This window comes from Micromonospora sp. NPDC049051 (assembly GCF_043197575.1).
Taxonomy (GTDB): Bacteria; Actinomycetota; Actinomycetes; order Mycobacteriales; family Micromonosporaceae; genus Micromonospora.
Window position 1 is genome coordinate 433,701 of the sequence record NZ_JBICTL010000003.1, and the last position, 24,937, is coordinate 458,637.

Here is a 24,937-nt window from a genome sequence, read left to right on the forward strand (position 1 = left end):
ACCGGAGCCCGCGCTCAGGTCAGAGGTTCACGTCACCGCACAGGTGCACCCGCAGCCCCAGGGCGTCGAGCATCGCGGCCTTGACCCGCAGGGCCCGGTCGGCGGCGTCGGCGTCGTCGGCGTAGACCACGTTGACGTGGTTGGCCTTGTGCCGGGCCATCAACTGGTCGCGGCCCACGCCGTGCAGGACGGCGTGCATGATCGGCCACTGCGGGGTGGTGGCCCGCAGCCGGCGCTGCGTCTCGGCGTCGGGCAGCTCCACCACCGTGCCCCGGCCCAGGTCGGCGTGCAGCACCCCGTCCATGACGAAGATCCGCGACCAGACGATCTCGCCCGGCCGGGAGACGCCGCTCAGGGTGCCCCCGCCCAGGGGGAAGTACATCGGCGGCTGCCGCATGCTGTACGACCGGTCGTAGCCGCCGTTGTGGGACGCGGGGACCGAGCCGGAGATCTCGAACACCCAGACGAAGTCCGGGCCGTACTGCTCCCCCCAACGGATGTCGTGCAGGGTCGTGGCCGGGTCCATCCCCATCGCCGTCCAGATCCGGTTGGTGACCAGCGAGTCCACCGCGACGCCCTCGTCGACCTCGTTGAAGTGCGGCAGGGCCCGTCCCGCGTACAGCTCGCGCGAGCCGTCCCGGCTGGTCACCGGCGGCCGCGTCACGTCGTTCAGCAGGCCCTCGGCCAGGTCGCTCGCCGGCACGGTGTCCTTGAGGCCCTGCTGGTACTGGATGCCGACCGCGTCCAGGCCGAAGTCGTCGGCGATGCGCAACGCGGCGATGTACATCTTGAACTGGCTGAGCAGTTGGGCCTCGGTCAGTTCGGTGGCCTCGTCCGTGCCGGTGTGGAAGGTCATCCCGGCCGCGTCGAGCCACGCCCGCACGGCGTGCGCCTCCTCGTCGGGCACCCGCGCCATCTCCGCGACCAGCGCGCTCTGCGACAGCCGCTCCTTGTAGACGCCGAGCGGGTTGAGCAGCTCGTCGTCGATGATCGCGTTGTACATGCCCATGCAGCCCTCGTCGAAGACGCCGATGACGGCCGGCCGGCGCCGGAGCTGGCGGGCCAGCGCCACGCCGAGCGCGACCTCGGGATCGGACGGCAACGGCGGCAGGTCCCGCACGTGGCTCTCGTCGTGCACCACCTCGCCGGTCTCCAGCCAGGCCTTCAGCCCGTCACGCGCCCACTCGTCGGTGAAGTCCTCGCTCCACAGCGCCGAGTAGCGCACGCCCGCCTTGGTGAGGCTGCCGGCGAGGTTCAGCAGGCCCACCAGGCCGGGGAACTCGCCGCTCCAGTTCGCCACGAGCAGGATCGGGCCACGGTGGGCGCGCAGCCCGGCCAGCACGTGGTGGCTGTACTGCCACACCGCCTCCACGACGACGAGCGGGGCGTCCACGGGAACGCCCTGGAAGACCTCGATGCCGGCGTGCTGGCTGTCGATGAAGCCGTGACCCGCGTGCTCGTCCACCGGATGGGCCCGCCGGGTCTGCCAGCCGAGGGCGGCCACCGCGCTGGCGAAGTCGGCCTCCAGGCGCTGCTGGGTGGGCCAACCGGTGACGTTCGCGGCCGGCCGCAGGTCGCCGCTGGCGACCGTGTAGACCGTGTACGGGGCGGCAGCCGGCGGATCGACCAGCACCGGCATGGTGTAGTTGCTCACGGGTTGACTTCCTCCACTGGCTCGTCGGTGCCTGGCTGGGGTGGGGTCGCGAGGCGCGCCTGGCGGGCGGCCAGCGCGTGGGCGACGGATCTCGAGCCGGCGTACAGCTCCCGGTAGAGCCGGTACAGCTCGGCGTAGTCGGCGGCGAGCGCCGGGCGCGGCTCGCGGACCTCCCGGATCGGGTTCCACCGGTGGATGTCGACCGGCTGCACCGTCCCGGCGGCGAGGAACGCGGCGCCGTAGCTGGCGCCGATGGTGACCGACGGGATGTGCTGTGCGCGGCCAGTGACGTCCGAGACGATCTGCGTCCAGAGGTCGCCGCGGGTGCCGCCGCCCACCGCCACGACGCGGCGGATGTCGCCGCCGGCCTCCTCGATCGTCTCGATGTTGTGGCGCACCGCCAGCCCGGTCGCCTCCAGCGCGGCGCGGTAGATGTCGCCGCGCCCGTGGGACAGCGTCAGGCCGGCGAGCACGCCGCGGGCGTCGGGATCGAGGATCGGGGTGCGCTCCCCGGCGAAGAACGGCAGCATGAGCAGTCCCCGCGCGCCCGGCCCGGACCGCTCGGCCAGGCGGAGGAGTTCGGGGTAGTCGGCCGCGTCGAACAGCTCCCGCAGCCATCCGGTGATCGCCCCCGAGGTCGCCATGCCGCCGGCCAGGTTGCGGGTGCCGGGGAACGCGCCCACCGTGCCCCACAGCGACGGGCTGGTCAGCGGGCGCGGCACCGTGTGCACCAGGAACATCGTCGTGCCGTACATGAGCATCAGGTCGCCGACGCCCTGGGCGCCCACGCTGACCGCCTCCGACCAGGCGTCGATCGTGCCGGTCACGACCGGGGTGCCCGGCGTCAGCCCGGTCACCTCGGCGGCCCCGGCGGTGACGACCCCGGCCGCCTCGCCGGGCCAGCGCAGCTCGGGCAGCTCCAACCCGGGGGCGATCTCGTCGGCCCACGGCCGGTACCAGCTCTGGGCCAGGCTGTCGTACAGCGGGGTGCACTGGCTGGCCGAATGCTGGTCGAGCAGGTACCGGCCGGTCAGCTGGTGGACCAGCCAGGAGCTCGGCATGAACAGCCGCCGGGCGCGGGAGAACAGCTCCGGCTCGGCGTCGGCGACCCAGGCGACCTTCGCCCCCGCCGCCTGGGTCGACAGCGTCGAGCCGCACCGGCGCAGGATCTCGTCGGCGCCGAAGCGCGCGGTGAGCCGGGCGATCTGCGGCGTGCAGCGGGTGTCCACGCCGTAGAGGATGGCCGGGCGCAGGGGCGTGCCGTCGGCGTCGGTGAGCAGCACGCACGGCCCCATCCCGCTGACCCCGACCGACACCACGTGGGCGTCGCGCGGGGCCAGCAGTTCCCGGGCCAGGGCGACGAACTCGTCCCACCAGACGCGGCCGTCCATCTGCACCCAGCCGGGTCGCGGCCGGTCGACCCGGTGCTCGCGCACCCGGGAGCGCAGCACGCGCCCGGACAGGTCGACGAGGACGCCCTTGCTGCTGGAGGTGCCGATGTCGACCCCGAGCACCACGGCCACCGTCATGCCAGCCATCCCCCGATCTCCAGGTCCGGTCCCGGCCCGTCGGGCCGGGATCCGTCGACGCTCAGGCGACGCCGCCGAGCTTCGCGTACGTCTCGGCGGCGTTGTCCTTGGTGATCCGCATCGTGTCGAGCGTGGTGGTACGCGGGACGTCCGTGCTGCAGTCGACGAGGATCCGGCGGGCCAGGTCGACGGCCTCCCGGCCGCCGGTGGCGTACTGGAAGGTCGCCGCGAGCCGGCCCTGTTCGACGGCCTTGATGCCGCCCGACGGCACCGGCAGCGCGTCGATGCCGGTGAACTTCACCTTCGTGTGCAGCCCCGCGGCCTTCGCGGCCAGGTACGCGCCCTCGGCCATCGGGTCGTTGTGGGCGTAGACGGCGGCGGCGTCGGGGTGGGCCTTGAGCAGCGCGTCGGCCACCGACTGGCCCTTCTCCCGCAGCCAGTCCCCCGGCTGGGAGGCGACGACCTCGATCTTCGGGTTGGCCGCGATGCCCTCCCGGAAGCCCTGGGCGCGTTCGGCCGCCGGTGTGGAGCCGGGAAGCCCGGCGATCTCGATGACCTTGCCGCCGTCGGGCAGCAGCGTCTTGGCGTAGAACTCGCCGGCGGCCCTGCCGATCGCGACGTTGTCCCCGCCGATGAAGGCGGTGTACGCCTCGCCCTCCACCTTGCGGTCGAGCACGATGACCGGGACCCCCCGCTCGTACGCCTTGCGCACCACCGCGGTCAGCGGCTTGGCCTCGTTCGGCGAGATGATCAGCAGGTCGATCTTCTGGGTGAGGAAGTTCTCCACGTCGGCGACCTGCTTGCTGTTGTCCTGCGCCGCGTCGGAGACGACCACGCTGAACCCGGCGACGGACTTCGCCGCCGTCTGCACGTCGTTGTTCATGACCTGCCGGTAGGGCTCGGCGTTGTTGGCCTGCGACATGCCGATCAGGAAGTCCTTGCCGGCGCCGCAGTTCGCGGCCGTGGCGTCGCGGCCGTCGGACGGTTTCTCCACGCTGCACGCGGTGGAGGTGACGAGCGCGCCGGTGCACAGCAGGGCGAGCAGGACGGTACGGGTGCGCATGATGAGGCTCCTTGTTCGGTGGCGGTTCAGACGATGCTGCGGCGGAGCTTCTGCAGCCCGGCGGCGGCCACGATCACCAGGCCCTTGATCAGTAGCTGCACGTTGGCGTCGATGTTGTTGAGCGCGAGGATGTTGTTGAGGATGCCGAGCAGCAGCGCTCCGGCGAGGGTGCCGCCCATCGACCCGGTGCCCCCGGCGAGGCTGGTGCCGCCGATGACCACGGCGGCGATGGCGTCGAGTTCGTAGCCGGCGCCGTCGTTGGGGCTGCCCTGGTTGAGCTGTCCCGCGTGGATGATGCCGGCCACCGCGGCGAGCAGGCCCGCGATGGCGAAGACCGCGACCTTGACCCGCAGCACCGGCACGCCCGAGAGCCGGGCGGCCTTCTCGTTGCCGCCGATGGCGTAGACGTGGCGGGCGAAGGCGGTCTTGCGCAGCACGATGATCGCGGCCACCCCGATGCCGATGAACAGCACCGCGGGGACGGGCACCACCCCGTTGATGGTGCCGTTGAGGATCTCGAACGCCGGGGGCGCCTCCTGCGGGCCGTCGCCGTAGGCGATGGGGATGCCGAGCCCGCCCGACCAGATCCGGGCGAGGCCGCGCGCGACCTGGAGTCCGGCGAGGGTGACGATGAACGACTGGATGCCGAGCCGGGCCGTCGCGTAGCCCTGCAACGCGCCGAAGAGGGCGCCGATCAGCAGGACGACGGTGACGGCGGGCAGGATGCCCAGCCCGGAGTCGACCATCAGCGTCGCGGTGCCGACGGCGGAGAGCCCGAGGATGGCGCCGACGGAGAGGTCGATGCCGCCGAGCAGGACGACGAACGTCATGCCGACCGCGATGATCCCGATCTCCGACACCGCGCGGACGATGTTGCCGAGGTTCTCCGTGGACAGGAACAGGATCTCGCCGTCGCGGCGGGGCGAGACGGCGATGGCCAGCACGAAGACCACCAGCAGCGCGAAGAGGCTCTGCACGGCGAAGAGCCGCTCGACGAGCTCGCCCCGGCCGCCCGGTACGCGCCACCGCCGGTCGCCGCCGGGGGCGTTCGCCGTGCCTCCGCCGGCCGGGGCCGGCGTGCCCGGCCCCTTCTCCGGTGTGCGCAGGTGAGTCATCGGTCGTCTCCTCCGGCGGACGCGCCGCCCATCGCCGCGGTCAGGATGTCCTCGCCGGTGCACCCGTCGGCCGGTAGTTCCGCGACGGCCCGTCCGCGGCGCAGGACCACGACCCGGTCGCAGACGCCGGTCAGCTCGGGCAGCTCCGACGAGGCGAGCAGGATGCCCATGCCGTCGTCGGCGAGCCGGCGCAGCAGCCGGTAGATCTCCGCCTTGGCGCCGACGTCGACGCCCCGGGTCGGCTCGTCGAGCAGCAGCAGGCGGGGGCGGCTGAGCAGGTGCCGGGCGAAGACGACCTTCTGCTGGTTGCCGCCGGAGAGGGAGCCGACCGGCGCGGTGGCCGACGAGGTCTTGATCGCCAGGGCGGCGACCTGCTGGCGTACCGCGTCCCGCTCGCGCGCGCCACGGACGAATCCGGCGGTGGTGAGCCGGCGCAGCGCGGCCAGCACGATGCTGCGGCCCACGGGGTGTTCGAGGACCAGGGCGGAGCGGCGGCGGTCCTCCGGCACGAAGCCGACGCCGGCGCGCAGCGCGGAGCGGGGGCCGCGCGGGGCGTACGGGCGGCCGGCCAGCCGGATCAGGCCGCTGCGGCGACCGGGCGGGCCGGCGCCGTACAGGGTCTCGAGCAGTTCGGTGCGGCCCGCCCCCATCAGGCCGGCCAGGCCGACGATCTCCCCGGCGCGGACGCTCAGGCTGACGCCGGCCGGCTCGCAGCGCCCGGGGCGGCTGCCCCGGGGCCGTACGGCGAGGTCGTCGACCTCCAGCACCGGGGGCCCGGTCGGGCGCGCGGGTCCGGCGGATCCCGCGCTGAACAGCGCCTCCGCCGGGCGGCCGACCATCAGCGTGATGATCCGCTGCCGGTCGGCCGGGTCCGGGCGCAGCGTGCCGGCCACCTCGCCGTTGCGCAGGACGGTGGCCCGGTCGGCGATGTGCTCGATCTCCTCGAGCCGGTGGGAGATGTAGACGACGGCCACGCCGCGCTCGCGCAACGCCCGGATGGTGGACATCAGCCGCCGCACCTCGGCATCGGCGAGCGCGGCGGTCGGTTCGTCCATGATGAGCACGCGGGCGTCGAGGGAGAGCGCCTTGGCGATCTCGACGAGCTGCTGCTCGCCGACGCGCAGCGACCCGACGGGCCGGCGCGGGTCGATCCGCGCGCCGAGCGGGCCCAGCCAGTCGTGGGCGGTGCGGGTCATCGCCCGCCGGTCGAGCGTCCGCAGCCGGGTGCGCGGTTCGCGGCCGAGCACGAGGTTCTCGGCCACGGACAGCGCCGGCACCAGGTCGAGTTCCTGGTGGATGGTGGCGATGCCGGCGGCCTGGGCGGCGGCCGGGCCGGTGAAGCGTACGGGCTCGCCGCCGACCGAGATCTGTCCCTCGTAGTCGGTGACGACGCCGGACAGGATGTTGATCAGGGTCGACTTCCCGGCCCCGTTCTCCCCCAGCAGGGCGTGGACCTCGCCGGCGCGCAGGGTGAGGTCCACGCCACGCAGGGCGTGGACGCCGCCGAAGCGCTTCGCGATGCCGGACATGGCGACGGTCACCTGGTCGCTCATGCGGGCCTCCGGAGAGAGATCGGAAATCGATTTCTGGCAACATAGAGGACCGTCGAAGTGGTGTCAACGGCCCCCGGTACGGGCCGGGCTGCCGCCCCGCTGCCCGACCCGCACCGGCGGCCCCCCTCAGGGCACCGCGTTGACCGCCGCGTGCACGGTCTCGGCGAACGCGGTGTCCCGCCCCACACCACTGGCGGCGAACCGCCAGGTGCCCCCCGCGTACGACCCCGGCGGCCACGCCATCCCCCCGTTGCGCCACAACGGCTGCCAGGCCGCCATCGCGTGGCCGGCGTCGTACCAGGTGTTGTCGCCTCGCCACGCCGAGGCCCAGCGGTGCGCCGCCACCAGGGACAGGTTCGCGCCGGAGGTCATCGTCCAGGTCGGCATCCCCGTGACGTCACCGGTCGGCCGGGCCGCGACGGCGGGGTCGCCGACCGACGGCAGGGCGCCGTCGACGTTGAACGCCACCTCCCACACCGGCGCCGTCGTCGGACCGGTCACCCACCAGGTGACGTCGCTCTGCAGACCCGGACCGGTCCAGCGGGGCGCCACCGTGAGCAGCCAGTCGGCGACGACCGGCTCGTCGCCCATCCGCATGCCGACCAGGTTGATCCGGGAACCGTCGGCGGAGACGTCCACCCGGGCCGGCGGGCCCGCCCGGTCGGTCACGTCGAAGCGGCCGACCGCCAGGTAGGGACCAGTCCCCCGGTGCGACGAGTCCAACGCCGGCCGGTACGCCCCCGCGCCGGCGGGATCGACCGCCAGGGACGCGATGCGCGTGTACGGCCAGGTGCGCACGTCGGCGCGCAGGAATCCGGTGCTCACCTGGTAGCCCCGCGCGACGACCCCCGAGGACCAGGTCAGCGGGGCGAGCCACAGCCCGCCCTGGCCCCAGCCGGCGTGACTCAGGTACCAGTTGTCGCCGTCCACCACGACCTCGGCGGCGTGCGCGTCGAGCACGGTCACCTTCTCCGCCCCCTCGAAGCGCAGGGGGTCCCGGCTGCGGTAGACCGCGGTGCGCCGGTACGCCGCGCCGTAGTCCGTGCCGTCGCAGCAGACGAAGAGGTACCACCAGTCCCCCCGGCGCACCACGAACGGCGACTCCGTCTGCCCGGCGGCCCGGCCGGTGTGCGGCGACGCGTACGCCACGCCGCGCCCGCTCCACGTCCGCAGGTCGGTGCTGGTGCGGTACGCGACCACGTGGTTGCCGCCCTGCGGGTTCGAGGTCGCCGTGTAGTACATGACCCAGCGGTCACCGACCCGGGTCACCATCGGGTCGCGAGCCTCCCAACCGTCGGTGAACAGCGGGTTGGCGGGGCTGCGGGTCCAGGTGAACAGGTCGGTCGAGGTGGCCAGGTGCATCCGGTAGTTCGCGTAGTCGGGGCTGCCGGCCGCGTAGAACATGTGGTAAACGCCCTGGTCGTAGACGACGTGCGGGGCCCAGATCCACTGTTCGCCCCGCGCCGGGTCGGCGGTCAGCGCCGGTGGTTGCTTCGTCCACGGCCCGGTGGGCGTGGGCGCCGTGGCGTGGCCGAAGCTCTTCTCGTCCTGGGGCGCGCCGGGCTCGGCGTGGGCGATGGCGAAGGCGTGCCACACCCCGGTCCGCTGGTCACGCACGATCGTGTGGTCGTTGTAGTACCACGCCGTCGGCTCCCCCACGCCCGGGTCGTAGACCCGGGTCAGCGGCCCGCGCGTGGGCGTCTCGCCCACCGTCTCGTACGCCGTCGTGGTGACCGCCGCCAGCGGGCCGACGCGGCGCAGGGTGAGCGTGTCCAGGCCGGCGAAGAACCCGGTCGAGGACGCGGACCGGCCGGTGACCGTCACCGTCAGCCGGTGGCTGCCGGCGGTGAGCGAGGCCGATCCCAGCGGCACCGCCTCGACGCGCCGCACGGTGGGGGCGTAGCCGTCGAAGAGCTGACCGACGGCCACCCCGTCGACGGCGAAGCGCAGGGTGCCGTAGTCGGCGGCGCGGGTGAGCACGGCGCCGATGTCGTACTGCCCGGCCGGCACCGACGGCAGCGACACGGTGACCGAGTCCCCCGCCCGGGCGCCCCGCAGCCACAGCTGGCGGCCCGCCGACCAGGCGACCCCGCAGCAGTTCGACTGCGCCTCGACCGGGGCGGTGGACGAGACCACCGCCAGCGACTCCGCCTCCGCCCGTACGACGTCCTCGGCGGCGGCCGGCGCGGCCGGGACGGTCAGCAGAGCGGCGCCGAGCAGGAGCACCGCGAGCATCCGGGGCGCGCGCATCACGACACGCTCGGCCGGGGCAGGTCGGTGCCGGGCGCGAACTGGTCGTGCCACCTGACGCCGGCGCCGAAGCCACCGCCGGTCGACAGCGCCACGTACGCGTCCGCTCCGGTCCCTCGGGTGTACGTCACCAGGTCCGCCTTTCCGTCGCCGTTGAAGTCGCCGATGCCGGGCAGTTCGTCGGCCACCGAGAACCAGTCGTGCCACTTGGCCACCTGCGGGGCGAACCGCGTGCCGTCGGACAGCGCCACGAACACGTCGCCGATGGCGCCCCGGGTGAACGTCACCACGTCGTCGCGCCCGTCGCCGTTGACGTCGCCCAGCGCCGGCAGTTGATCGCCGAGCGCGACCGAGTCGTGCCACTTCCAGCCGTCCTCGACGAACCGGGTCCCGTCGGAGAGGGAGACGAACGCGTCGGCGCTGGTGCCCCGCGTGAACGTGACGATGTCGTCGCGCCCGTCGCCGTTGACGTCGCCCACCGCCGGCAGCTCGTCGCCGAGGGCGAAGTGGTCGTGCCACTTGACGCCGGGACCGAAGCCGCTGCCGGTCGACAGCGCCACGTACACGTCGGCGGTGGCGCCCCGGGTGAACGTGATGATGTCCGCGCGCCCGTCGCCGTTGACGTCGCCGACCGCGGGGATCTCCGTACCGGTGGCGAAGAAGTCGTGCCACTTGACCCCGGCGGCGTACGTCGTGCCGGTGGACAGCCCCACGTAGACGTCGGCGTTGTCGCCACGGGTGAAGGTGACGATGTCGGCCCGCCCGTCGCCGTCGACGTCGCCGGTGAGCGGGATCTCCTCGCCGACGGCGAAGAAGTCGTTCCAGACGCGGCTGTCCGGCACGAACCTGGCGCCGTCCGACAGGGACGTGGTCACGTCGGCGGTGTCGCCCCGGGTGAACGCGACGGCGTCGTCGCGGCGGTCGCCGTTGGCGTCGCTGGTGTTGCGGGTGCGGGTAGTGGCCGACACCTCGGCCGAGGGCGCGGAGATGTTGCCGGCGCCGTCGACCGCGACGACCCGGTAGTGGCGGGTCTGCCCAGCCGGCAACGGGCCGTGCCGGAAGGCGGTCGTACGGGTCGTGCCGACCAGGTTGGCCGGGGTGATCGCGACGCCGGGGTTGCGCGAGGCGTAGACCCGGTAGGCGGCGACTCCCACGTCGTCGGGCGACGCCGTCCAGGACAGGCCGATGGCGTGCACCCGCCCGCCCGCCAGGCCGACACCGGCGACCGCGCCCGGCGCGGTGGTGTCGAGGAACGGGGTGACCATGCTGTCGGCCTCGTAGCGGGCCGCCGTCCACGCTGGGGCACCGGCGGCCGGGGTCAGGGTGACGGTGACCGTCGACCGGCCGGCGGTCAGCGCGGCCGGCAGGACGAACTCGTCGGCCAGCCAGCGCTGCCGGTCGTTGCCCAGCGGTTGCAGCCACACCCCGGCCGGCCTGCCGTCGACCGACACGGCGACCTGCTGGTACGCGGCGGCCTGGTCGCCGTGCCGGCGCAGCCGTACGCCCTGGTTGCCGGGGTCGACGGCGAGCCGGAAGCTGACGGCGCCACCGCTGGCGCGTACCTGGCCGGTGACGGGGGCGTTGTCGTCGTCGCCCTCGTACGGCCCGGTCAACGGGTACTGGCTCCCGGAGTCGGTGTACGCGTGCCCGGCGCGGCTGGTGGCGTCGCCGGTGACCAGCGTGTCGGTGCGGCGCAGGGCGACGGTCGGCTGGGTGTAGAGGAAGGCGGTCGAGGCGTAGTCGGCCGGCATGTCGTTGGTCGGGCCGTGCTCGATGCCGAACCGCAGCCCCGTGGCGTACGGGACCGCGTCGCCGATCATCAGCCGGTACATGGCGTCGCACTCGTCGACGCAACCGCCGGAGCGGAACAGGTGGGCGGTGTTGCCGGTGAAGGCGCCGCTGTACTCGCCCCGGTTGAAGTACCACCCGGACTCGTAGAAGTCCTCGGTGCCGGTGCCGTAGATCTGCGGTGTGGGCGAGCCGTCGACGTGGACGCGCTCGTCGCCCTCCAGGTAGTTGCGGGTGTTGCCGCCGATGATGTGCCCGCGGGCGGTCTGCGACACCCCGACGAAGCGTCCCCGGCCCGGCTGGTCGGCGATGATCCAGTCGCTGCCCCCCACGGTCTCGGCGCGGCGCGACTGGGTGGTGAAGTAGCCGGCGGCGCCGGCGGCGGCGAGCGCGCCGGTCCAGGCGGTGCCCGGCGCGCTGGTCACCTCCGCCTGGACGCCGGTGACGGCGGCGCCGGTGGTGTTGGCGACCGAGACCGTCGCGGTGGAGCGGAACGGCATCGGCCACCAGGCGCTGTACCAGCCGCCCGGCGCGGAGTCCATGGCGAACATCAGCGAGCGGACGGAGCGCTCGCCGAGGCCGGCGCCGAAGAACTCGCCCACCGGGCTGTCGACGGTGGTGCGCCCGTCGAAGGTGATCCGCAGCCGCAGGCCCGTCAGTGTCGACGTGGTGGCCGCGGCGTCGGGCAGCCGCAGCCGCAGCGCCGTGACGGCGGCGGGACCGGTGAGCGTGGCGAGCGTCGACTGCCCGCCCGCGGGGACGTCGACCCGGGCGGTCCTGGTGCTCGCGCCGGGCTGGCTCGGCTTCGGGTCGCGCTGGCCGGCGGCGCGCAGCCTGTCGACCACGTCGACGGCCGGGTCGGTGGGGTCGAACCTGGTCACCCCGACCGCGTCGGCGAACGTGCGGTAGGTGACGTGGTGGAACAGCGGGTTGAACTGGGTGGTGATCCGCATCGACTCGCGGTAGGGCATGGGCACCTTGATCGTGACCCCGCCGGAGGTCTGGTCGGCGTTGGTCACCAGCGGCCACACGAACGGGTGGCCGAGGCCGCCGTCGACGAGGCGCTGGAGGTTGGTGTCGACGACCGTCACGCCGTCGAGTTCGACGCGGATCCAGCCGGTGGCGCTGACGTTGCCGTCATCGCGGGTGAACCAGATCGACTGCACCTCACCCGGTCCGCGGTCCTCGGCGATGACGCAGCCGCCGGACTGGCGCAGGCACGAGTAGGTGCCGACGAAGCCGTCGTCGTTGGAGCCGTCGCGGGCGAAGCTGGAGAACTGCCGGGTACGGCTGCCGGCCGCCAGCTCGGGGAGCCGGTCGAGGCGGCGGTACACGTCCCAGCCGACCGGACCCTTGTCGTCGGCGACGGCGAGGGCCCCGGTGCCGTGCGGCGCGGGGGCGGGCTCGGCGGCCTGCGCCGCCGTCGGGAGGATCATGGTCGCCGCCGCCGTGGCGAGTGCCAGCCAGCGGCGTACGTGGGGCTTCATGGATATCCCTCCAGGGGACCGGCGGAGCCGCAGGAAATCGATTGCTCGGGAGTTAACTGGCGGCATCGCGAGATGTCAATACTTTACCGCCAGGGCGCTGCCAGCCGGAGGAAGATTCCAGGGCTCATTGACAGTCGTTGACGTCCTGGCGATACTCCTCGGCAATCGATTTCCGACGCCGGCACGGCGGCGCGGCAGCGAACCCGGGCAGCCTCCCGGCAGCCCACCGGCAGCAACGCGCCCGCGCGGCGGCACCGCTCGCCGCACCCCGCTGACACCCCCAGAGGAGCATCGTGAGACGTACTCCCCTCGCCCTGCTGGTCGGGCTCTGCACCGCGCTGGCGTCGGTCGTGGCGACCGCGCCGGCGCAGGCCGACACCCCGATCGGCACGCTGGCCTGTTCCTCCATCCCCGCCAACCACGACCCCGCGATCAGCGTGATCGTCTACCGGGTCGCCCGTGCCCACAACGTCAACGACAAGGTCATGCTCTCCGCGTTCGAGGCCGGCTGGGTCGAGTCACACATGAACAACCTGCCGTGCGGCGACAAGTCCTCGCTCGGGGTCTTCCAACAGCGGTGGGACTACGGCTGGGGAACGCCGGAGCAGATCATGGACCCGGTCTACGCCAGCACGCAGTACATCACCCGCGCGGTCGTCTGCGACCAGAACAACCCCCGCTACACCGCCGGTCAGGTGGCCCAGTGTGTGCAGCGCTCCGGCTTCCCCGACCGCTACGACCAGGTGGCGGCCAAGGCGCGGAGCCTGCTCAACGAGGCGGCGCGTACCCACGCCATCGCCGGCGGTTCCGCCACCGACGTCAGCGGCGACGGACGCGACGACATCATCACCTTCACCCAGAACGCCCTCGCCGACGTCTACGTGAGCACCTCCACGGGCGCCGGGTTCGCCGGGACGTCGGTGAAGTGGAACGACTTCTTCTCCATCGGCGGCGAGACGGCCTCGACCGGCGACGTCAACGGCGACGGCAAGGACGACATCGTCACCTTCGCGCACAGCAACACCGGGGACGTCTACGTGGCCCTGTCGAACGGCACCAGCTTCGGCGCCGGCCAGAAGTGGCACGAGTGGTTCGCCCCCGGCGCGGAGATCGGCGCGGTCGGCGACGTCAACGGGGACGGCCGCGACGACATCGTCGCCTTCACCCACAACGCGGCCGGCGACGTCTACGTGGCGCTCTCCACCGGGTCGTCGTTCGCCGGGACGGCCGTGAAGTGGCACGAGTACTTCTCGATCACCGGCGAGTATCCCGCCCTGGGCGACGTCAACGGCGACGGCAAGGACGACATCATCACCTTCACCCAGGGCCCCAACACCGCCGCCGACGTCATCGTCGCCCTCTCCACCGGCACCAACTTCGGCCCGCCGCAGAAGTGGCACGACCTGTTCGCCGTGGGCGCCGAACTGCCCCGCGTCGGCGACATCAACGGCGACGGCAGGGACGACATCGTCACCTTCACCTGCGACGCCAACGCCGACGTCTACGCCGCCACCTCGACCGGCACGTCGTTCGCCGGCACCACCGTCAAATGGAACGACTTCTTCTGCCTCGGCGGCGAGTTCCCCTACCTCGCCGACGTCAACGGCGACGGCAAGGACGACATCGTCGTCTTCACCAAGGGCGCCACCAACGACGTCTACGTCGGGCTCTCCACCGGCACCACCTTCAGCGCCAGCGCCAAATGGCACGACTACTTCGGCCTCAACGGCGAGACGACCCTGTGACCCGCGAACGGGAGACCACCATGAGACCCAGCAGACTCTCCTGGCGCGCGGGCGCCGCCGCCGTCCTCGCGGCCGCGCTCCTGGGCCCCGTCGCGCCGGCCGCCGCCGCACCGACCCGCTCCGCCGACCCGCTCGACACGGCCTTCACCCGGGCCGCCGGCGAGTTCGACGTACCCAGGGACCTGCTGGTCGCCGTCGGCTACGGCGAGACCCGGCTGGACGGGCACGCCGGCCAGCCCAGCCAGGCCAACGGCTACGGCGTCATGCACCTGGTCAGCAACCCCCGCCAGCGCACCCTGGAGCGGGCGGCCGAGCTGACCGGGCAGCCGGTGGCCGCCCTGAAGTCGGTGACCTCGGCCAACATCAGGGGTGGCGCGGCCCTCCTGCGCGACATCGCCGACGCCGAGCGGCTCACGGCCGCGGACCGGGACCGCGTCTCGGCCTGGTACCCGGTGGTCGCCCGGTACGCGCACGCCGCCGACGACGCCACGGCACGCCTGTACGCCGACCACGTCTACGACCTGCTGCGCGCCGGCATCACCACCGCCTCCGTACGGGTCGCGCCCCAGCGGGTGCAACCGGAACTCGGCCGGTACGCCGGCGTCGCCCCCGCCGGGGCGACGGCACCGGCGGCCCTCGCCGCGGCCGTTCCCGAGTACGGGCCGGCCCGGTGGATCTCGGCGCACGGCGGCAACTACGCGGCGGGCCGCTCCTCGCGGATCACGACCGTGGTGGTGCACGTGACCCAGGGCTCGTACGCCGGCACGATCAGCTGGTTCCAGAACCCGTCGGCGGGGGTGAGCGCGCACTACGTCGTGAAGTCGAGCAACGGCGAGATCACCCAGATGGTGCGCGAGGGCGACACGGCCTACCACGCGCGGTCGGCCAACCCGTACTCGGTGGGCATCGAGCACGAGGGCTACGTCGACAACCCGAGCTGGTTCACCGAGAGCATGTACCGCTCGTCGGCGGCGCTCACCCGCTACCTGTGCGACAAGTACGGCCTGCCTAAGAACCGTACCGCCATCAAGGGTCACCACGAGATGCCGGGCAACGACCACACGGACCCCGGTCCCCACTGGAACTGGAACTACTACGTCTCCCTGGTCAACGCCGGTGGCGGATCCGGTGGCCGGTACCTGGCGGGTTCGCCGACGGACTTCACCGGCGACGGCAAGGACGACATCGTCGCCTTCACCCAGGGCACCCTCAACGACGTCTACGTCTCCACCTCCACCGGCAACACCTTCGCCGGCACCTCCGTCAAATGGAACGACTTCTTCGGCCTCAACGGAGAAACCCTCCTCACCGGAGACTTCAACGGCGACGGACGCGACGACATCATCACCTTCACCCACGGCACCCTCGCCGACGTCTACGTCTCCCTCTCCACCGGCACCACCTTCACCAACTCCACCAAATGGCACGACTGGTTCGCCCCACACAACGAAGTCGCCGCAGTCGGCGACGTCAACGGCGACGGCAAAGACGACATCATCACCTTCACCCACGACAACGCCGCCGACGTCTACGTCGCCCTCTCCACCGGCACCTCCTTCGCGGGGACCGCGGTGAAGTGGCACGAATACTTCTCCATCACCGGCGAATACCCCGCCATCGGCGACGTCAACGGCGACGGCAAAGACGACATCATCACCTTCACCCAAGGCCCCAACACCGCCGCCGACGTCATCGTCGCCCTCTCCACCGGCACCACCTTCGGCCCACCACAAAAGTGGCACGACCTCTTCGCCGTCGGCAACGAACAACCCCGCGTCGGCGACATCAACGGCGACGGCAAAGACGACATCGTCACCTTCACCTGCGACACCAACGCCGACGTCTACGCCGCCACCTCCACCGGCACATCATTCGCCGGCACCACCATCAAATGGAACGACTTCTTCTGCCTCAACGGCGAATTCCCCTACCTCGCCGACGCCAACGGCGACGGCAAAGACGACATCATCGTCTTCACCAAAGGCAACACCAACGACGTCTACGTAGGACTCTCCACCGGCACCACCTTCAACCCCAGCACCAAATGGCACGACTACTTCGGCCTCAACGGCGAAACCACCCTCTAAGCCGTCCCGCGTAGACGAAGGAAAGCTCCGCGCCGCCACCCGGCGCGGTCCCATCCCCGATGGAGGATCCATGGACAACATCCCTGCCGTCCGCCAGTCCGTCAGCCGCCGACGGCTGCTGACCGGTGCTGCGGGCGTCGCCGCCGCGGGCGCGCTCGGCGGCGCCCTCGCCGCCCCCGGGCCGGCTGCCGCCGCCGGTGACGGCCACGGTCTGCGCATCGTGGCCCGCAACGAGAACGGTGGCCGCCTGCAGTACTACCGGTTCGCCACCGACGCCATCGAGTGGGACCCGGGGGTCAACGTCCTGCTGCCCGACGGCTACCACACCAGCGGCAAGCGCTACCCGGTGCTGTACCTGCTGCATGGCGGGAATTCCGACTTCCGGGACTTCCACATGAACCACAACATCATCAACCTGACCGCCGGCAGGGAACTCATCGTCGTCATGCCGGACGCCTCCACCGGGTGGTACTCGAACCCGGTCAGCAGCAACACCGGGCCCCGCAACTGGGAGACGTTCCACATGGCACAGCTGCTGCCGTGGATCGAGTCGAACTTCCGCACCTTCCCCGAGTACAACGGCCGCGCCGTGGCTGGCTTCTCCATGGGCGGGTTCGGCGCCCTCAAGTACACCGCGAAGTACTACGGGCACTTCTGCTCGGTCAGCTCCCACTCCGGCCCGGCCAGCCTGCGTCGGGACTTCGGGCTCGTCGTGCACTGGGCCAACGCGACCTCCGCCGCGCTGGATCTCGGCGGCGGCACGGTCTACGGCGCGCCGCTGTGGAACGAGGCCCGGGTCAGCGCCGACAACCCGGTGCAGCGCATCGAGAGCTACCGCAACAAGCGCATCTTCCTGGTCGCCGGCACCTCTCCGGACCCGATCAACTGGTTCGACACCGTGAACGAGAACCAGGTGCTCGCCGGCCAGCGGGAGTTCCGGGCGGCCCTGGGGAACGCCGGCATCCCGCACGAGTGGCGGGAGGAACCGGGCGGCCACTTCTTCCGGCAGCACATCTTCGCCCAGGACCTCAACGGGATGCTCGCGCGCCTGCGCCGCGCCGGCTGATTCCCCGGCTGACGACGCGCCGCCAACGCACCCACGGCGGCGCGTCGTCAGCCGTACCGGCACACCGCTGCCGGATCGGTGCCTTCCGGCCCGGCAGCCGGTCCTTTCCGCGCGCGACGAGCCCCGCCCGGGCCCTGACGGTGCGCGACCCACCCGTCCGACTCTTCCCTGACCGGAGTCACCCATGTCACGGCATTCGAGGAGCAGGGTGCGTCGCATCCTGGTCTCCCTACTCACCCTGGCGGTCGGCGTACTGACCGGGGCGGTGGCGACCTCTTCTCCCGCGCTCGCCGCACCGAACTTCAAGGCCCCGTTCCCGTGCGGGCAGCGGTGGACGTACGGACACCACAGCGCCGAGGTCCGACTGGCCCTGGACTTCGTGCGGGCCGACGGAGGATCCACCGCCGGTACGCCACAGCTCGCCTCCGCCGCCGGCGTGGCCCGGCGGTACTCGCAGCCGAGCGGCGCCGGCAACTACATCGTCATCGACCACGGCGGCGGATGGACCACGTACTACTTCCACCTCAGCTCCTACTCCGTGCCCGACGGGGCGTACGTGCAGCAGGGCCAGCAGATCGGCACCACGGGCAGCACCGGCAACTCGTCCGGGGCACACATCCACTACGAGCAGCTCTACAACGGCGTCGGGCAGACGATCGTGATCAACGGGATGTCGCTGGCGCCGTATCCCGGCCAGTACAACCAGAAGTACCTGGTCAGCGACAACTGCGGATCGTCACCGTCGGGTGGTCGGTATCTGGCGGGTTCGCCGACGGACTTCACCGGCGACGGCAAGGACGACATCGTCGCCTTCACCCAGGGCACCCTCAACGACGTCTACGTCTCCACCTCCACCGGCAACACCTTCGCCGGCACCTCCGTCAAATGGAACGACTTCTTCGGCCTCAACGGAGAAACCCTCCTCACCGGAGACTTCAACGGCGACGGACGCGACGACATCATCACCTTCACCCACGGCACCCTCGCCGACGTCTACGTCTCCCTCTCCACCGGCACCACCTTCACCAACTCCACCAAATGGCACGACTGGTTCGCCCCACACAACGAAGTCGCCGCAGTCGGCGACGTCAACGGCGACGGCAAAGACGACATCATCACCTTCACCCACGACAACGCCGCCGACGTCTACGTCGCCCTCTCCACCGGCACCTCCTTCGCGGGGACCGCGGTGAAGTGGCACGAATACTTCTCCATCACCGGCGAATACCCCGCCATCGGCGACGTCAACGGCGACGGCAAAGACGACATCATCACCTTCACCCAAGGCCCCAACACCGCCGCCGACGTCATCGTCGCCCTCTCCACCGGCACCACCTTCGGCCCACCACAAAAGTGGCACGACCTCTTCGCCGTCGGCAACGAACAACCCCGCGTCGGCGACATCAACGGCGACGGCAAAGACGACATCGTCACCTTCACCTGCGACACCAACGCCGACGTCTACGCCGCCACCTCCACCGGCACATCATTCGCCGGCACCACCATCAAATGGAACGACTTCTTCTGCCTCAACGGCGAATTCCCCTACCTCGCCGACGCCAACGGCGACGGCAAAGACGACATCATCGTCTTCACCAAAGGCAACACCAACGACGTCTACGTAGGACTCTCCACCGGCACCACCTTCAACCCCAGCACCAAATGGCACGACTACTTCGGCCTCAACGGCGAAACCACCCTCTGACACGTCGGGCATCGGTGAGCTGAGCAACGCTCTGGTCGGCGCCGGTCCGTGGGCCGCGTCCAGGCGTCGGTCGCCGGACGTCCCCGCCGCCGCACCGGAACGGGCCGTGGCGGCGGGGACGTCCGGCGCGGGGCAATCGGCCGGGTCAGCGGGCGCGCAGGTTGGCGCGCAGGGCGCCCAGGAGCACGGCGGGCGTGGCCAGCGACCTCGGGTGTACGCGCAGGGAGACGACGTCGTTGAAGCGCCGCGCCGTCGGCACGTCCGTGACGGTCGCCTCCACGATCTGCCTGCTGAACCAGCTGGAGAGCCGGTAGCCGCGCGGGTAGGGCCCGTCGACGTGGGGCTGCGCCAGGTCGGCGGAGGTCGACATCGACCAGGCGACGTCCACCACGACCTTCTGCAGGTCGAAGAAGCGACGTGCGGGAAGGCTCGGATCCGGGCCTTCCCGCAGGTACGTCGACAGGCAGGCCGCGTGCAGGGCCGCCGCGGTGATCCCCTGCCCGTACACCGGGTTGAACGACGCGACCGCGTCACCGACGCTGACGAGCCCGGCCGGAAACCGCCGCAGCGCGTGGAAGTCCCGCCGCCGGCTGTCGGCGTGGCGGTAGGTCCGGACATCGCCGAGCATCTCGTGCCCGGCGATCTCGCCGAACTCCGGCGGGAACTGCTCGCGCAGCCGGCGTCGGAAGTCGTCGGCCGTGCGCCCCGGACGGTTGTCTTCGTAGCCGGCCATCATGGCCATCCACCGGCCGTCCTCGACGGCGAAGAACGCGGCGCCGGCCACGTCCGACCGGGTCTCGGGGGTGTGCAACGCCATGACCACCGTGGCCTCCGGGTCCGTCTCCGGGCGGCGGAACAGCGCGGTCGCGTAGTTGAGGTTGACGGTCATCCGCCGCAGGGCGGGCCGCTCCCAGCCGGCCTGCTCCAACCAGTCGGAGAGCCGGCTCGATCGCCCCATGGCGTCCACCACGAGGTCGCTCGACTCGACGCCGGTCATCCCGCCGACGTCGCAGCGGATCCCGGTGACCACGGCGCCGTCGCACACGAGACCCGTGGCGCGGGCGGTGACCGTCTTGACGTTGGGCAGCCGCAGGACCCGCTGACGGATCAGCCCCTCCAGCAGGGGCCGGGTGCCCGCGAGGCTGTCGGCGTCGTCCGGTACGACGATCTTGCGGCGGCCGTCGAGGTAGCTGCGCCGCGCCGCCGGTGGCGCCTCGATCGCGCCCTGGGCCACGGCCTGCTCGCGGAAACCGGGGAACAGGTGCTCGAGTTGGAGGAAGCCGCCGGGCAGCAGTGCGTGCAGTTGGGTGCCCTGGGGCACGCCCGGCCGCTCGCCATTCACCTGCAGGTCGTCCCGGTCGACGACGAGGACGCTCTCCGCGTAGTCGGACAGCACGCGAGCCGCCAGCATCCCCGCGACGCTGCCGCCGACCACGACGGCCCTTCCGATGACCGGGGACGTCCGGTCGGGGGGTCGCACCGCGTTCAGCGCGGCGAGGACCCGGGCCGGGGAAAGGGGCATCATGTTCTCCAAGGGGTACGAGGTGTGAGGCTTCCGCGTTCCTGCCAGAGATCGGTGCGAGGGCGGGCCGGACCGGTCGACGCGCAGGACGATCGTCGCACAGGCACCCGCCTGAGCAGAGGTTCTCCGGATACGGCGTGGCTGGCCGCCGGGCGGGTGTCCCGGCGCGCGGCCGGGGCGGGCGGCCGGGTGCGCGGCCGAAGCCGGCGGCCCCGGTGCGCGACCGAAGCGGGCGGTCTGGTGCGCGACCGACCCGGGCGGGCCGCCAGGATCCGGGGATCCATGTCAGAATCGGCGCCATGGCCGATGCCGCCTGCGCCGCTTGTGGACACTCACAGCACGGCGACAGTTCATACTGCATGAATCCCGCGTGCGGCGCGTTGCTGACCACAGTGGAACGGAAGGCCCCTGCCCCGGCCGGGCAGACCCGACGCGAGGGCGACGCTCCGACCGCCGACACAGCGCGCCCGCCCGACCAGCCGGCCGCCGAACCCGTCCCGGCGGCGGTGACCGTGCCGCCGGTCGGGCAGCGGTCCGGTCGACGGCAGTTCGTGCTCGCCGCCGCGCTGGTGACCGTCGCGGCGCTGACCGTCAGCGTCGTCGCGCTGCTGCAGGACGATGACGGTGTCACGGAAGTCCCCCGGGCCACCAGCGCGTCGATGAACCCCGAGCTGGTGGCTCAGGTGCTGGAACAGACCCGGCCCACCGGGCTCGAGGTCCGCGACGAGCGGACCGCGGCCGTCCTGCACTGGGCCAATTCGGGCAAGGGGGACGAACAACGTCTCGTCCAGGTCCTCGCCACCGGCGGCGGGATGCGCTCCCGGGTCGAACCGGTGACCGTTCAGCGGGGCGAGGTCCGCGTCGACGGTCTCGACCCGGACACCGGCTACTGCTTCCGGGCCGGTCTCGTGATCTTCTGGGACGACCCGGCCGTGGTCACCTGGTCCGACTACCGCTGCATCCGAGGTGCCACCGTCCGTGGCCCGCTCAATTGAGCACCAGGGTCGACGCGCTGATGCGCCCACAACCGCAGTATCGAGCCTCGGGAGAGTCGTGCAGTCGCGAACGGTGACGGTCCTTGCCGGACTCAGCGCAGGTGTGGCCGTACTCGTCGCCGCGGTGGTGGTGCTGTGGCCGGCGCCTGCGCGTGAGCCGGCCGCCCCGGTGCTGCCCGACCTTCCCGACATGGTGCAGCTCGCGGTCGACGAGCGCGCAGTCGCCGTCGCGGAGTGCCAGAACGGCATGGACTGGCGCACAGATCCGGTCCGCGGCTCGGTGGTCACCCTCAACGGCAGCAACGAGTACTGCGCGACGGCCGGTGCCATGGTCGACACGACGGCCAGCTACTCGGTGTCGGCGTGGGTCAAGCTCGCCGCCCACCCTGGCAAGCTGGCCATGGCGGCGGTCGGGCAGGACGGCACCAACGCCAGCGGCTTCTACCTGCAATACAGCTGGTACCACCGCAAGTGGGCCTTCAACTGGATGGCGGCCGACGTCATCGATCCGGTCGACAACGCCACGGCCACGTCGGACGAGCCGGTGACCACGCAGTGGACGCATCTGGTGGGGACCTACGACGCGAAGACGAAGCGGATCCAGGTCTACGTCAACGGTGTGGCGGGCACCACCCGGACCATCGGCAAGCCGTGGCGGGCGGCCGGTCCGCTCACGATCGGGCGGGCCAAGTGGAACGGCGAGCCGGGCAACTACCTGCGCGGCGACATCGACGGTGTCCGGCTGTGGACGCGGGCCCTGCGGCCCGACGAGGTCGTGGAACTCTTCAAGGCCCCACCGAACCCGTGACGGCTGTCGTAAGTGGACGATTGTGGCCTCCAGCCGGTCCGTGGCAACGGCTCGCGTGATCCCTTCCGATGGTCCTCCGTGCCACAATCATCGGCATGCGGAAGGTGACCTGCCGTCAGTGCGGGCATGACGAGCACGGGGACAGTTCGTACTGCATGAACCCGAGCTGCGGGCAGCTGCTGCCGGTGTCGGCCCGGCTCACGACCTCGCGGTCACCTGATGCCGCCGCCCCGGAGCAGCCCGCCCGGACGCCGGCCACGCCGGCGACGTCAACCGTGTCGGCGACCGGTTCCCCCGACAAGCAGGCGCCCGGCGGACCGGCGCGGGCGGAGTCACCCGCGGTCGAGAGCCCGGCGGCACCGGCGGACCCACCAACGGAGTCCTCGCCAGCCGCGCCAGCCGGCCGCGGCGCGGCGGCGTCGGTGTCGCACATCCGGCGCTGGCTACTCGTCGGCGCGGTGGTGGTCGCGCTGCTCGTGGCTGGTGTGGCCCTCAGCCGGGGTGTCGTGGGGACCGGATCCGGCTCGCCGGGCCCGTCGTCGCTGCCGGACGCCGCCCAACTGGCCGAATCCGCGCCGGTGGTCACCAACATGCAGGACGAACGGGTGACCGTCACCCTCACCTTCGCCGACCGCAGCGCCGGCAAGGCGCCCTTCTACGTCATCGGCGGCCCGGTCGGCCTGCCACCGACGACCCTGGCCGAGGCACCCAAGGGCGCGACGTCGGTACGCATCAACGCGGTCAATCCTGAGGTGGACTACTGTTTCGTCGTGGTGGCTGTGCTCTCGGTTGACCAGGTTGCTTCTTCGGTGCAGGTCTGCACCACTCGATTCGGGACGGCGAAACCATGACGACCTTGTTCGTGTCGACCAGCCACGCGGGCGCGTACCCCCGGATCAGCGACGCGGTGGCGGCGGCCGGCCCGGGCGACCAGGTCGTGGTCGGGCCTGGCGAATACCGCGAGAACCTGATGCTCACCGACAGGTCGTTGAGCATCGTGGCGGCCGAGGCCGACAGCGTTACCCTGCTCGCGCCCGACACCCAGCGCCCGGCGGTGCACTGCGAGCGGGGCACGGTCGAACTGCGCCACCTGCGCATCACCAGTGTGGACGCCCCGGCCGTCAGCGCGACCGGCACGAAGTTGACGATGGTCGGCTGCGAATGCTCGGCGGCGTCCGCCGCGGGCATCCAGCTCGGTGCCCGCACCGAGTTCGACCTGGACGGCTGCCGCGTGGTCGGCGCGCGGCTGGGCATCCAGATCGACGACTGCGCCGGCTCGATCTCGAACTGCACCGTGTCGGAGATCGTCTCCGACGGCATCCTGATCCGCTCGGCGGACCCGGTCCTGCGCAACTGCCTGGTCACCGATGCCGGCTACCGGGGCATCTACGTGTACGACTACTCCCGCCCGACCCTGGAGAACTGCACGGTCTCCCGCACCGGGGACATCGGCGTGTCCGTGGTCCAGGCCAGCAGCGTGGCGCTCCGCCGGTGCCGGATCTCCGAGACGGTCGGGGTGGGCGTCAGCGTCGGGCCGGACTGCGGCGGGCAGATCACCGGCTGTACCACCGAGCAGACGGCCGCCCCCGGAATCCTGCTGGCCCCGGGCAGCAACGTCGAGATGCTGGAAGCCGGTCGCCCGGCCGCCCGGGTGGAGCCGGTGGCGATGCGCGCCCAGGACCCCAAGCGTTCCGAGGAACTGCTCGCCGAGCTCGACGCGCTGGTCGGTCTGCCCGGCGTCAAGGCCGAGGTGCTCGGGATCATCGACGAGCTGCAGGTCAACGAGTGGCGGCGCCGTGGCGGGCTGACGGTCGCCCCGTCCACGAACCATCTGATCTTCGCGGGCTCCCCGGGCACCGGCAAGACCACGGTGGCCCGCATCTACGGCCAACTGCTCGCCTCCCTGGGCGTCCTGCCACGCGGCGAGTTCGTCGAGGTGGCCCGCCGGGACCTCGTCGGGCAGTATCTCGGGCACACGGCGGAGAAGACGGCGGCGGCGTTCGAGAAGGCCATCGGCGGCGTGCTTTTCATCGACGAGGCGTACACGCTGTCGCGGTCGTTCGGATCCGGTGGCGACTTCGGCCAGGAGGCGATCGACACGCTGGTCAAGCTGATGGAGGATCACCGGCACGAGATCGCCGTGATCGCCGCCGGCTACACCGGTGAGATGGTGGAGTTCCTCGACGCCAACCCCGGCCTGGCGTCCCGGTTCAACAAGACGATCGTCTTCGAGGACTACTCGCCGCACGAGCTGGTCAGCATCCTCGCCACCATGGCCGAGTCCCACGAGTACCGGCTGTCGGACGAGTTGCACGCGTCGATCGGCGGCTACTTCGCCGCGATGGGCAAGGACCGCAACTTCGGCAACGCCCGGGAGGCGCGCAAGCTCTTCGACGGGATCCGCAAGGCGCAGGCGCAACGGCTGCGGCAGCTACGCCGGGTCCCCAGCGCCGACGAACTGCAGTTGCTGCTGCTCGACGACCTGGCCGCCGCCATCGCGTAGGACACGACGCGCCGGCCGCCCGCTGTCCAGGACGGCGCGGCGGCCGGGTCGTGCTTTGCCACCGTGC

The 24,937-nt window shown here is 71.8% G+C and carries 16 protein-coding genes; 8 read left to right on the top strand and 8 right to left on the bottom strand.

Annotation, left to right across the window (positions count from 1 at the left end; all coding sequences use genetic code 11):
• Positions 1–19: 19 nt before the first annotated feature.
• The 7 genes from ACGFIR_RS14215 to ACGFIR_RS14245 form a co-directional block, all read right to left on the bottom strand.
• On the bottom strand, positions 20–1,654 hold the full coding sequence (locus ACGFIR_RS14215) for a fucose isomerase (protein WP_393007938.1): 1,635 nt from the start codon (positions 1,652–1,654) through the stop codon (positions 20–22).
• Complete coding sequence (locus ACGFIR_RS14220; protein WP_393007940.1) at positions 1,651–3,192, bottom strand: FGGY-family carbohydrate kinase; 1,542 nt, start codon at positions 3,190–3,192, stop codon at positions 1,651–1,653. The genes ACGFIR_RS14215 and ACGFIR_RS14220 overlap by 4 nt, the downstream gene beginning before the upstream one ends.
• 52 nt (positions 3,193–3,244) lie before the next feature.
• Entirely contained in the window at positions 3,245–4,246 is a 1,002-nt protein-coding gene (locus ACGFIR_RS14225; RefSeq protein ID WP_393007942.1) for a substrate-binding domain-containing protein, read from the bottom strand.
• A 26-nt stretch (positions 4,247–4,272) separates the two neighbouring features.
• Positions 4,273–5,361: an ABC transporter permease gene (locus ACGFIR_RS14230; protein WP_393145179.1), complete on the bottom strand. Its 1,089-nt coding sequence runs from the start codon at positions 5,359–5,361 to the stop codon at positions 4,273–4,275.
• Positions 5,358–6,914: a sugar ABC transporter ATP-binding protein gene (locus ACGFIR_RS14235; protein ID WP_393145181.1), complete on the bottom strand. Its 1,557-nt coding sequence runs from the start codon at positions 6,912–6,914 to the stop codon at positions 5,358–5,360. Before ACGFIR_RS14235 ends, ACGFIR_RS14230 begins: the two co-directional genes overlap by 4 nt.
• Before the next feature lie 126 nt (positions 6,915–7,040).
• The gene (locus ACGFIR_RS14240) at positions 7,041–9,164 is read right to left on the bottom strand and encodes a family 43 glycosylhydrolase (RefSeq protein ID WP_393007948.1); all 2,124 of its coding nucleotides are present in this window, start codon (positions 9,162–9,164) and stop codon (positions 7,041–7,043) included.
• Positions 9,164–12,439: a DUF2961 domain-containing protein gene (locus ACGFIR_RS14245; RefSeq protein ID WP_393145183.1), complete on the bottom strand. Its 3,276-nt coding sequence runs from the start codon at positions 12,437–12,439 to the stop codon at positions 9,164–9,166. The genes ACGFIR_RS14240 and ACGFIR_RS14245 overlap by 1 nt, the downstream gene beginning before the upstream one ends.
• Positions 12,440–12,732: 293 nt before the next feature.
• On the opposite strand from ACGFIR_RS14245, the gene ACGFIR_RS14250 reads away from it, so the two are divergent.
• The 4 genes from ACGFIR_RS14250 to ACGFIR_RS14265 all read left to right on the top strand — a co-directional run bounded on the left by ACGFIR_RS14250 (position 12,733) and on the right by ACGFIR_RS14265 (position 19,042).
• On the top strand, positions 12,733–14,184 hold the full coding sequence (locus ACGFIR_RS14250; protein ID WP_393145185.1) for an FG-GAP repeat domain-containing protein: 1,452 nt from the start codon (positions 12,733–12,735) through the stop codon (positions 14,182–14,184).
• A gap of 20 nt (positions 14,185–14,204) precedes the next feature.
• Complete coding sequence (locus tag ACGFIR_RS14255) at positions 14,205–16,271, top strand: N-acetylmuramoyl-L-alanine amidase (protein WP_393145187.1); 2,067 nt, start codon at positions 14,205–14,207, stop codon at positions 16,269–16,271.
• Positions 16,272–16,341: 70 nt separating this feature from the next.
• Positions 16,342–17,337 carry an alpha/beta hydrolase gene (locus ACGFIR_RS14260; protein WP_393145189.1) on the top strand — a complete coding sequence of 332 codons (996 nt, stop codon included), beginning with the start codon at positions 16,342–16,344 and terminating at the stop codon, positions 17,335–17,337.
• Between the two features lie 217 nt (positions 17,338–17,554).
• Positions 17,555–19,042: an FG-GAP-like repeat-containing protein gene (locus tag ACGFIR_RS14265; RefSeq protein WP_393145815.1), complete on the top strand. Its 1,488-nt coding sequence runs from the start codon at positions 17,555–17,557 to the stop codon at positions 19,040–19,042.
• Between the two features lie 145 nt (positions 19,043–19,187).
• Here the strand turns inward: ACGFIR_RS14265 and ACGFIR_RS14270 are convergent, their stop codons facing one another.
• Positions 19,188–20,564 carry an FAD-dependent oxidoreductase gene (locus ACGFIR_RS14270; protein WP_393145191.1) on the bottom strand — a complete coding sequence of 459 codons (1,377 nt, stop codon included), beginning with the start codon at positions 20,562–20,564 and terminating at the stop codon, positions 19,188–19,190.
• A 359-nt stretch (positions 20,565–20,923) separates the two neighbouring features.
• Here ACGFIR_RS14270 and ACGFIR_RS14275 point away from each other — a divergent pair, with 359 nt between their 5' ends.
• The 4 genes from ACGFIR_RS14275 (at position 20,924) to ACGFIR_RS14290 (ending at position 24,870) form a co-directional block, all read left to right on the top strand.
• Positions 20,924–21,559 carry a hypothetical protein gene (locus tag ACGFIR_RS14275; RefSeq protein WP_393145193.1) on the top strand — a complete coding sequence of 212 codons (636 nt, stop codon included), beginning with the start codon at positions 20,924–20,926 and terminating at the stop codon, positions 21,557–21,559.
• Positions 21,560–21,617: 58 nt separating this feature from the next.
• Positions 21,618–22,367, top strand: a complete 750-nt coding sequence (locus ACGFIR_RS14280) for a LamG domain-containing protein (protein ID WP_393145195.1) — start codon at positions 21,618–21,620, stop codon at positions 22,365–22,367.
• 458 nt (positions 22,368–22,825) lie between these two features.
• Entirely contained in the window at positions 22,826–23,218 is a 393-nt protein-coding gene (locus ACGFIR_RS14285; protein ID WP_393002973.1) for a hypothetical protein, read from the top strand.
• Positions 23,215–24,870, top strand: coding sequence for a right-handed parallel beta-helix repeat-containing protein (locus ACGFIR_RS14290; RefSeq protein WP_393145197.1), 1,656 nt, complete (start codon positions 23,215–23,217; stop codon positions 24,868–24,870). Before ACGFIR_RS14285 ends, ACGFIR_RS14290 begins: the two co-directional genes overlap by 4 nt.
• Positions 24,871–24,937 lie beyond the last annotated feature (67 nt).

Bases quoted from the DNA above. Each gene is read 5' to 3' on its own strand.
- ACGFIR_RS14220 (WP_393007940.1), bottom strand. From the start codon at position 3,192: ATGGCTGGCATGACGGTGGCCGTGGTGCTCGGGGTCGACATCGGCACC.
- ACGFIR_RS14225 (WP_393007942.1), bottom strand. From the start codon at position 4,246: ATGCGCACCCGTACCGTCCTGCTCGCCCTGCTGTGCACCGGCGCGCTC.
- ACGFIR_RS14230 (WP_393145179.1), bottom strand. From the start codon at position 5,361: ATGACTCACCTGCGCACACCGGAGAAGGGGCCGGGCACGCCGGCCCCG.
- ACGFIR_RS14235 (WP_393145181.1), bottom strand. From the start codon at position 6,914: ATGAGCGACCAGGTGACCGTCGCCATGTCCGGCATCGCGAAGCGCTTC.
- ACGFIR_RS14240 (WP_393007948.1), bottom strand. From the start codon at position 9,164: ATGCGCGCGCCCCGGATGCTCGCGGTGCTCCTGCTCGGCGCCGCTCTG.
- ACGFIR_RS14245 (WP_393145183.1), bottom strand. From the start codon at position 12,439: ATGAAGCCCCACGTACGCCGCTGGCTGGCACTCGCCACGGCGGCGGCG.
- ACGFIR_RS14255 (WP_393145187.1), top strand. From the start codon at position 14,205: ATGAGACCCAGCAGACTCTCCTGGCGCGCGGGCGCCGCCGCCGTCCTC.
- ACGFIR_RS14260 (WP_393145189.1), top strand. From the start codon at position 16,342: ATGGACAACATCCCTGCCGTCCGCCAGTCCGTCAGCCGCCGACGGCTG.
- ACGFIR_RS14270 (WP_393145191.1), bottom strand. From the start codon at position 20,564: ATGCCCCTTTCCCCGGCCCGGGTCCTCGCCGCGCTGAACGCGGTGCGA.
- ACGFIR_RS14275 (WP_393145193.1), top strand. From the start codon at position 20,924: ATGAATCCCGCGTGCGGCGCGTTGCTGACCACAGTGGAACGGAAGGCC.
- ACGFIR_RS14290 (WP_393145197.1), top strand. From the start codon at position 23,215: ATGACGACCTTGTTCGTGTCGACCAGCCACGCGGGCGCGTACCCCCGG.